The following is a 6035-nucleotide window of genomic DNA, read 5'->3' as shown; positions in this document are numbered from 1 at the left end:
GGCGACTATTACGGCGTTCTGTCGTTCATGGTGAACAAGGACCTGATCAAGGAATCGCCCACCGACTGGGCCGACCTCTTGAAGCCGGAATTCGCCAACGCGGTCGCTCTTGCCGGCGATCCGCGCGTTTCAAACCAGGCCATCCAGGCTGTCTACGCCGCCGGCCTTTCCGGTGGCGCCGCAGCCGGTGAAGCTGCCGGCACTGCTGGCCTAGACTTCTTCAAGAAGCTCAACGCCGCCGGCAATTTCGTTCCGGTCGTGGGCAAGCCGGCAACGCTTGCCCAGGGTCAGACCCCGATCCTGATCAACTGGGACTACAACGCGCTCGCCGGCCGCGACACGCTGAAGGGCAACCCGCCCGTCGACGTCATCGTGCCGAAGACCGGCGTCGTCGCCGGCGTCTACGTGCAGGCGATCAGCGCCTACGCGCCGCATCCGAATGCAGCCAAGCTGTGGATGGAATACCTCTACTCCGACGAAGGCCAGATCGGCTGGCTGAAGGGCTATTGCCACCCGATCCGCTTCAACGATCTCGCCAAGAACGGCAAGATCCCGGCGGACGTGCTGGCCAAGCTGCCGCCGGCGGAATCCTATGCCTCGGCCGCGTTCCCGTCGCTCGACGAGCAGGCTAAGGCCAAGGAAGCTATCAGCAAGAACTGGGACGCCACTGTCGGCGCCAACGTCAAGTAAGACTTGAAATCCACCGGGCGGCCGCGAGGCCGCCCGGTCCTTCCTCGAAGACGGTAGCCGGCGCATGACCGATCTCTCGCTTTCAAATCAGGCATTCGCCACCAAGCCGGTGCCGCCGAAGGAGGCGACCGCCTTCCGCTTGCCGACGCAATGGATCGGCGTGGCGCCGTTCTTCATCTTTGCCCTAATGTTCTTGATCCTGCCCACGCTCTATCTCGTCGTGGGAGCCTTCCGGAACGGTGAAGGCGGGTTCACGCTCGACAATATTCTGCAGCTGGTCAGCGATCCGTCGATCAGCAATTCCTACTGGTCTTCGATCAAGATCAGTTTCTGGTCGGCCATCATCGGGGCGTTTGCCGGGCTCGCCATCGCGATCGCGATCGTGCGCGGCGGACTGCCAAGCTGGACGCGCTCCGCGACCCTGACGTTTTCGGGCGTCGCCTCGAATTTTGCCGGCTTGCCGCTCGCCTTCGCGTTCCTGGCTACGCTCGGCCGTGTCGGTATCGTCACGACGCTTCTGCGTGACGTGCTCAACATCAACATTTACGCGATGGGCTTCAATTTTCTCACCACAACGGGCCTGATCGCGGTCTATCTGTTCTTTCAGATTCCCCTGATGGTGGTCATCATCGTGCCAGCCATCGATGGCTTGAAGAAGGAGTGGGGCGAGGCTGCGGCCACGCTCGGTGCCACGCAGGCGCAGTACTGGCGCATGGTTGTCATCCCTGTGATATGGCCGAGTTTTCTCGGTACGGTCATCCTGTTGTTTGCGAACGCCTTCGGCGCCATCGCCACCGCTTATGCGTTTGCCGGTCCGACGCTTAATATCGTTCCGATCAAGCTCTACTCGCAGATGAACGGCGACGTGCTGCACAACCCGCAACTCGCTTATGCCATAGCCTTTGGCATGATCGTCATCACCGGGCTTGCGAATGTCTTCTACATCTGGTTTCGGACTCGGTCCGAAAGGTGGCTCAAATGAAGTCAGGTAAGTTCTGGGCCTGGGTCGTCTTTGTTGTCGGGGCTGCCTATTTCTTTATTCCGTTGATCGCGACGGTCGAGTTCTCGCTGCGCATGCGGCGCGGCGTCCACTCCTTCGACGCCTATCAAGTCGTGCTGGGAGACGCGCGCTTCCAGTCAACTTTCCTTTTTTCAGTCATCGCTGCCCTCTGCACCATTATCCTGGGGGTGCTGATCGTGGTGCCGGCGGCATACTGGATCCGGCTGCGTCTGCCTCAGCTCAGGCCAATCGTCGAATTCATCACCCTTTTGCCGCTGGTCATTCCGGCAATCGTCATCGTCTTCGGCTATATCAGGATGTACGGCTCGAACTCGCCGCTGCCATTCTTGGCAAGCAATTGGGGTGCGAACGCGTTGCTTGTCATTGGCTATACGACGCTGTCTCTGCCTTACATGTATCGGGCCGTTGACACCGGTCTGCGCACCATCGATGTGCGTACGCTGACCGAAGCCGCGCAAATTCTGGGTGCGGGCTGGGGCACCATCATCACCCGCGTCATCCTGCCCAATGTGCTGATCGCGGTGCTGTCCGGCGCATTCCTGACTTTCGCCATCGTCATTGGCGAGTTTACAATGGCCAGCCTGCTCAGCCGTCCGGCTTTCGGCCCGTATCTGCAGAACATCGGCGCCAACCGTGCATACGAGCCCGCAGCCCTTGCAGTGATCGCCTTCGCCATCACCTGGGGCTGCATGTCGCTGATCCAGATCCTGTCCCGCTTCGCGCCGAAATCGGCGAACCGCCCAAATTGATCGAGAGAACCACGCCATGGCCGACCCATTCCTCTCCATCCAGCACGTTCGAAAATCTTTCGGCGCCACCACGGTGGTGGAGGACTTCAATCTCGACGTAGAGCGCGGCGAATTCGTCTCCTTCCTCGGGCCATCCGGCTGCGGCAAGACGACGGTGTTGCGCATGGTTGCCGGTTTCGAGGAGCCGAGCGCGGGCACGATCGTCGTCAGCGGCAAGGACATTACGAGACTGAAGCCCAACCAGCGCAATGTCGGCATGGTGTTCCAGGCCTATGCGCTGTTCCCGAACCTGACCGTGGCGCAGAATATCGGCTTCGGCTTGAAGGTCGCCGGCATGCCGAGGGCGGACATCGATGCCCGCGTCGCCGAGATGCTCGGCATCATCAAGCTGCCGCAGATGGCGGATCGCTATCCCTACCAGCTCTCGGGCGGCCAGCAGCAGCGCATCGCGCTAGCCCGCGCCATCGCGCCGAAGCCAAAGCTGCTGCTGCTCGACGAGCCGCTGTCGGCGCTCGACGCCAAGGTGCGCGTGTCGCTGCGCGAGGAAATCCGGTCGATCCAGAAGAAGCTCGGCATCACCACCATCTTCGTCACGCACGACCAGGAAGAGGCGCTGTCGATCTCGGACCGCATCGCCGTCATGTATGGCGGCAAGGCCGAGCAGGTCGGCACGCCATTCGAGATCTACAACCGGCCGGCAACCAAGTTCGTCGCCAATTTCGTCGGCACGCTGAATGTGCTGGAAGGCACCGTCACCGATGCCGCCGCGGGCACGGTGCGGGTCAATTCCGAACAGGTCTCGCTCAAGGGCAAGCTCAACGGTTCCAAGTCGGGCGACACGCTGTCCCTGGCGCTGCGTCCGGAAGCTATTTCGCTGGGCCGCCAGCCTGGCCGTGACTCCAGCCTATCCGGAGAAATCTCCGAAGTGCATTTCCTCGGATCGGTCATCCGGGTTCGTGTCGGCATCGGCGGCAACACGGTCTCGCTCGACACGTTCAACAGCCCGGCAACGCCGCCCCCCGCAGTTGGTGAGAAGGCCGAGATCTCGTTTTCTTCGAGCGATATGCTCGTGCTGCACTAGGCTGCTGCGCTTGTTTGGAATGAATGGCTGTATCCCGGTTAGCGAAGGGGGAAGGATGCTTCCGCCCGCGTGGCATGGGCTGCAGTGCAGGGAAGTCCGCGTTTAAGCGAGCCCCATATCAGATGATTTCAATGTCGGTGTGGACGGCGATTTGTCAGGAAGCAATTCGAGGTATTTTCTGCCGGCTCGAGCTTGCCGGGCAATCAACAATTTCCAGCCGCTTTGCCGCTGCCAGAATCTCGCTTCCCGGCTATAAGAGGCCATGGTTCTTTTCGAACTGACACTCGTTCTGCTGTTGATCGCCGTTGCGCTGACGGCGCTGTCGCGGCGCGTGCAGGTTCCTTATCCCTCTTTGCTGGCGCTGGCAGGGGTGGCCATCGCCTTCGTGCCTGGCGTGCCGACCATCGAGATCGACCCGGAACTGGCGCTTGCCCTGTTCATCGCGCCGGTGCTGCTCGACGCCGCCTATGACACGTCGCTGCGCGATCTCAACCGCTACAAGGTGCCGCTTGTGCTGCTGGCGCTTGGTGCCGTCCTTTTCACGACAGCGACGGTGGCGCTGGCCGGCTGGGCGATGGCAGGTCTGCCGATTGCCGCGGCTATAGCGCTTGGCGCCATCGTGGCGCCGCCCGATGCGGTTGCGGCATCGGCCGTGCTTGGCCAGTTCAAGGTGCCGCATCGCATCACTGCCATTCTGCAAGGCGAGAGCCTGCTTAACGACGCCACCGCGCTGCTGATTTACCGAATGGCGATTTCTGCGGCAGCAGGCTCCATTCTGCTGAGCAGCGCCGTTCCGATGATCCTGCTGTCCACGCTCGGCAGTCTTGCGGCCGGCTATCTGCTTGGCCGGTTGTCTCTGATGACGCTGGGCCGGATCGAGGACCCGGCGAGCGGCACTGTGGTGCAATTTGCCGGCACGTTCGGGGTCTGGATCCTGGCCGACAGGATCGGACTGTCGGCCATCATCACCATAGTCGTCTATGCCATGACGATCGCCCGCACCGCGCCGCGCCGCATGCCGGCCAGAAACCGCATCAGCTCTTATTCCGTCTGGGAAACGGCGGTCTTCGTGCTCAATGTTCTGGCTTTCGTGCTGATGGGCCTGCAGGCGCGTACGATCGTCGGCCGGCTTGCCGGGCAGGGGCAGACCGATGCGTTCGTCCTGGCCGGGACAGTGCTCGCCATCGTCATCGTCTCACGCTTCGTCTGGGTTCTGGGGTGCGGCGCGATCATCAGGTGGTTTGACCGTTTCGGCGTGGCTGATCGTCAGCGTGACGCTCCGTCGTTTCGTGGCGGCGTGCTGATCGGCTGGTGCGGGATGCGCGGTTTGGTGACGCTTGCGGCGGCATTCGCCCTGCCGGCTGAATTCCCGGCCCGCGACCCGATCGTGCTCGCTGCCTTCACGGTCGTCCTCGGCACGCTGGTGCTGCAAGGCATGAGCCTGAAGCCGCTGCTGCGCCTTTTGAACCTCAACCCTGACGAAACGGTCGACCGCGAGGTTGCGCAGGCGCGTGTTGTGGTCATGCAGGCGGCGCTCGACATATTGAGCGGCAAGACATCGGACGCGGCGGCCGCGGTGCGCGAGCAATATGCCGCTCAACGCAAGATCGCCAAAAACCCCGACGATGCCCAGGCGGCGACCGAATATGACCGCTTGCGTCTTTATGCGATCAAGAGCCAGCGCGACGCGCTGGAGGAATTGCGCCGCAATGGGACGATTGGCGACGAAGCCTATCATCGCCTTGAGGAAGAGATCGACTGGACCGAACTGGCCGCGTCGCCACCCGGCCGGTTCCAGCCGCTGAATACTTGAGGCATCGCACGCCGTTTTCCGGCGCACGGAAGATACCGAAGTGCTTCGGGATCGGTGCATGATCCCGGTCAGGGGCAAGGCTGGTCCAAGCCAGGTCCATTCTCCTGCACATTGCAACCGCGGCATCGAACCGCTACTGCCAACACGAAATTGAGCCGGATAAGCAATGAAGCTGGTCAGCTACAACATCCAGTACGGGTTCGGCAGCGACGGGCGCTACGATCTTTCGCGCGCCGCGCGCATCGTTGCCGGCGCCGACGTCATTGCACTGCAGGAAGTCGAGCGTCACTGGCAACGCAGCAATTTCGACGATCAGCCGGAACTGCTTTCCAGCCTGCTGCCCGACTATCACTGGGTCTATGGCCCGGCCTTCGACATGGACGCCAGCGAGCGGCATGACGGCCGCCTGGTCAACCGGCGCCGCCAGTTCGGCACCATGGTGCTGTCGAAACTGCCGATCGTCTGGTCGCGGCTGCATGCGCTGCCGATGCGCCGCACGCTGCGGCCGCTCAACACCCGCAATGCAGCACTTGAATGCATGATCCGCACGCCGGCAGGGCCGGTGCGGGTGTTGTCGCTGCATCTCGCCCATATCGCGGCCGAGGAGCGGCTGGAGCAGATCGACTATCTCCTGGCCGAGCATCGCCGGGCACCGTCCGACGGCGGGCCGTGGAGCGGCGT

6 protein-coding genes are annotated in these 6035 nt (G+C 62.4%); all 6 read left to right on the top strand.

The genetic code is table 11. The features are described from left to right. The coding region (locus tag EN879_RS21215; protein WP_164774497.1) for an ABC transporter substrate-binding protein at positions 1-690 on the top strand (690 nt) is incomplete at its 5' end. A gap of 187 nt (positions 691-877) precedes the next feature. Further along, a complete protein-coding gene (locus EN879_RS21210) occupies positions 878-1672 on the top strand; it encodes an ABC transporter permease subunit (RefSeq protein WP_224621361.1) in 795 nt (264 codons plus the stop codon). Beyond that, complete coding sequence (locus EN879_RS21205; protein ID WP_063168960.1) at positions 1669-2460, top strand: ABC transporter permease; 792 nt, start codon at positions 1669-1671, stop codon at positions 2458-2460. The genes EN879_RS21210 and EN879_RS21205 overlap by 4 nt, the downstream gene beginning before the upstream one ends. 16 nt (positions 2461-2476) lie before the next feature. Continuing rightward, on the top strand, positions 2477-3541 hold the full coding sequence (locus tag EN879_RS21200) for an ABC transporter ATP-binding protein (RefSeq protein WP_013529688.1): 1065 nt from the start codon (positions 2477-2479) through the stop codon (positions 3539-3541). A 262-nt stretch (positions 3542-3803) separates the two neighbouring features. Then, positions 3804-5354: a sodium:proton antiporter gene (locus EN879_RS21195; RefSeq protein WP_027161381.1), complete on the top strand. Its 1551-nt coding sequence runs from the start codon at positions 3804-3806 to the stop codon at positions 5352-5354. Between the two features lie 166 nt (positions 5355-5520). Then, the coding region (locus tag EN879_RS21190; protein WP_245493847.1) for an endonuclease/exonuclease/phosphatase family protein at positions 5521-6035 on the top strand (515 nt) is incomplete at its 3' end.

Source organism: Mesorhizobium sp. M7A.F.Ca.AU.002.02.1.1 (genome assembly GCF_003998535.1).
In the GTDB taxonomy this organism is placed as follows: Bacteria; Pseudomonadota; Alphaproteobacteria; order Rhizobiales; family Rhizobiaceae; genus Mesorhizobium; species Mesorhizobium ciceri.
The sequence above is the reverse complement of the archived record's forward strand: the minus strand, read 5'-3'. Positions and strand labels throughout refer to the sequence as shown.

Bases quoted from the DNA above. Each gene is read 5' to 3' on its own strand.
- EN879_RS21210 (WP_224621361.1), top strand. From the start codon at position 878: ATGTTCTTGATCCTGCCCACGCTCTATCTCGTCGTGGGAGCCTTCCGG.
- EN879_RS21205 (WP_063168960.1), top strand. From the start codon at position 1,669: ATGAAGTCAGGTAAGTTCTGGGCCTGGGTCGTCTTTGTTGTCGGGGCT.
- EN879_RS21200 (WP_013529688.1), top strand. From the start codon at position 2,477: ATGGCCGACCCATTCCTCTCCATCCAGCACGTTCGAAAATCTTTCGGC.
- EN879_RS21195 (WP_027161381.1), top strand. From the start codon at position 3,804: ATGGTTCTTTTCGAACTGACACTCGTTCTGCTGTTGATCGCCGTTGCG.